The organism is Psychrobacter sp. FME5 (assembly GCF_014861375.1).
Taxonomy (GTDB): domain Bacteria; phylum Pseudomonadota; class Gammaproteobacteria; order Pseudomonadales; family Moraxellaceae; genus Psychrobacter.
The window spans coordinates 1-3,234 of the sequence record NZ_RRYX01000174.1; the positions used below are offsets into that span (position 1 = coordinate 1).

Annotated in this window: 2 protein-coding genes; both read right to left on the bottom strand. The window is 44.6% G+C overall.

Annotation, left to right across the window (positions count from 1 at the left end; all coding sequences use genetic code 11):
* Positions 1 to 76: 76 nt before the first annotated feature.
* Entirely contained in the window at positions 77 to 1,741 is a 1,665-nt protein-coding gene (locus EI161_RS13755; protein WP_192529817.1) for an alpha-keto acid decarboxylase family protein, read from the bottom strand.
* A 316-nt stretch (positions 1,742 to 2,057) separates the two neighbouring features.
* Positions 2,058 to 3,234 (bottom strand): YadA family autotransporter adhesin (locus EI161_RS13760; protein ID WP_192529823.1); only part of this gene is annotated, 1,177 nt, incomplete at its 5' end.

Genomic DNA, 3,234 nt, shown 5'->3' on the forward strand with positions numbered 1-3,234 from the left:
AATTGTTTTATGATATTCATCCAAATTATAACTCTTTTGTAGTGCAGTGACTATAAGCGATTAAAAACCATTTAACTTACTTCGGTTTAAGCGCTGCGCTAATATCCGCCAATAACGGTGGAATATCATGTTTATCTGCCATGACTTCTAGCATCACCAGTTTATCAATCGTGGCGGCGGCTTTTTTCAATGCCGCTTTTAACTCGCCTGCCGTCTCTACTTTCAGTAGCAAGCTATTATCTTCATTGGCACCAAAGGCTTGCGGCATCAATTGCCAGTCACATTTAGGAATGTCATTATAACGCTGATTTTCACCATGAATCGCCCGCTCAACAGTATAACCATCATTATTAATCAACACAATAACAGGATTGGTGCGCTCTTGAATCATCACGGCTAACTCTTGAACCGTCAATAACGCCGAGCCATCACCAATCAGCAAGATACTACGCTTATGCGGTGACGCAATGGCTGCCCCCAAACTTGCTGGCAAGGTATAACCAATCGAGCCCCACATCGGTTGTCCATAAGAAGTCACCCCTTCTGGTAGACGCACATCGCTGATACCAAAGTATGCCGTACCTTGATCAGAGAACACCAGATTTTTATCATCTAGAGCATCGGCGATGATATGCCATAAATCATCTTGACGAATAGACTCGTCATCTTTGCCATTTTGCTCATGTGGCTTCATCTCTTTACAGAATTGCTTAGGGAGGATCTCAATCCCTGAGGTCATCACTTCATGCAATACTTGTAAAGCATCTTTTAGCGCAATAGGGGCAAAGTTTTTGCCCGCAATACTCGCGCGCTCATAATGCAGATCAACCACCACATCTTCATTAATATCCTGACTAAAGCCTGCGGTGGTGGTATCGGTATATTGCACACCAATTTTAATCAAACATTCGCAGTTTTCGACTGCATCTTTGACCACAGGGCGCGATGCCACGCCAGCGTAAGTACCTGCCCAACGTTTGCTATTTTCATCGAGCAAAGTTTTGCCCCATGATAATGTGGTGTAAGGAATATCGGTATCAGCAATTAAGGACTTGAGCTGATTTTGTAGCCCTAAGCGATGCACCATTAAGTCTGCCATTAGCGTTGTGGTTTTATTTGGCAAAAATTCTATGAGCGCTTGTTTAAAGTCCGCCAGTGCCGCTTGGCTGGTAATATCTTCTTGACTGTCGTCAAGCTTGGTTGTTGGTGGATAAATCGGCATTTTTGCCACATCTGGCGATAGCATCAGATAACCGGGGCGATGCTTTTTAAGAACCAAACGAATAACACGATCAATCTCTGAGGCGGCATTTTCTGGCGTAATCTGCGCTCGTGCTACAGTGACAGGCTCGACCATCTTGATAAAATGATTAAACACGCCGTCACCCAAAGTATGGTGAATACGGCGCTTTGAATCTTGCAATGCCGTACTTGGTGCCCCGACCACATGCAATACTGGCGCATATTCAGCAAAAGAGCCAGCAGTGGCATTAATCGCCGACAGCTCACCGACACCAAAGGTCGTCACCATAGCCGCAAACCCACGCTCGCGTGCATAACCATCGGCCGCGTAACCGGCATTTAGCTCATTGGTATTGCCTACCCAGCGTAGTTTATCAGAGGCGATAATATTGTCTAAAAATGTGAGGTTAAAATCACCGGGCACGCCAAATATCTCTGTCGCACCAGCTTCAGCGATACGATCAAATAAATAATCAGCGATTGTATATTGTTGACTCATTTCTTATCCTTAATGCTTACGATTATAAGTATTGATAGTTATCAATAAAAGTGAAGTTACTTATAAAATGCACCCCAGCTTATTTCTTCCGTACAAAGCTTTTGGAATACATATTATAATAAACTGTTATAACATAAAATTAGGGCTGGATGACATGCCTGTTTTGCTAACTTTTACTACTAAAAAGTTAGCACGCCACATGGTTGATAAAATTGTGGTTCGATTTATAGCAAAAAGCCAATATCTACTAAACGCAGATATTGGCTTTTTATCAATGATACTCGTATATTAAATACGCTTTATTTACCTCAAGATACTAATCAAAAGTATAGCTGATACCCACGTTACCGCCATTTTGGCTACCACTACCACCAAATGCGCTACTGATAGAGAACTGACCATTAGTTGTGGTATAGCCGACACCTACTGCATAGCCACTTTCACCTTCCCATGTACCCCCACCCAGACCAACACTGACTTTACCAGGGGTATTTGAGTATCGTAAAGCGCCAAAGGCAAGTGCCCCTGCGATTGCTGAATGGGTGTCATCTTCGAGTTCATTAACTCTTAGATCAGTATAGCCCATGGCCTTGGCCTGCGTATTACGCACTTGGGAGACGTTCGCCACATCAGTAGGTGCGACACCAGCAGCTACATTGGTTATACGGCGTTGGTTTTGGGTGCTGCCAACAGATACAGTATTATCGGCGCTGGTTTGTGATCCTGCGCCTAGTGCAACGGCGTTTTTATGTGTGGCAACACTGTTTGAACCGATGGCGACGGCATTTTTTGCCTGTACACTGACCGAATCACCAATGGCAATTGATTTTGATGCATCAGTTGTACCAGTGAATGTCGGGGTATTATTGCTATCTACAGTAGCACCTGTCGCGCCCACTGTGGCGTTGTTGCCCACTACAAAGACATCGCTTGAGGTATTACCGATGACATTGTCGTTACCAAAGGCATAGCTGTCGTTGCCACCAACGATGTTTGGATCGCCAACAGCGCCAGATCTATCACCTGAAACATTATTGCCGACACCGATGCTAAGCGATTGTTCACCTGTCACTTTAGAGTTCGTCCCCATTGCGATACTATTAATGCCGCTAGTTTGGGTATTAACCCCTATGGCTATTGCGCCTTCGGCTGTCGCGCCTTCGTTGTTAAAATTAGCTTTGTTTTGATTGCCATCAGTATTGACACTAACAAAGTGAGCAACACCTTCTTCGATTTGGTGTTCTAGCTCAGCTCGTGCCTCCTCACTAATACCAGATTCACCGTCTATACCGTCTGCACCATCTTGACCTTGCTCACCCTGAATACCTTGAGCACCAGTTAAGCCCGTTTCGCCTTGAATGCCCTGTTCACCTTGCAAGCCTTGAACACCATCCATACCATCCGTACCGGCAGAACCTTGAGCACCGTCAACACCGTTTGTAGTGGCATAATAAAATTGGACAGCTTCTAAGAGGTTATAATAACCCAAAGAA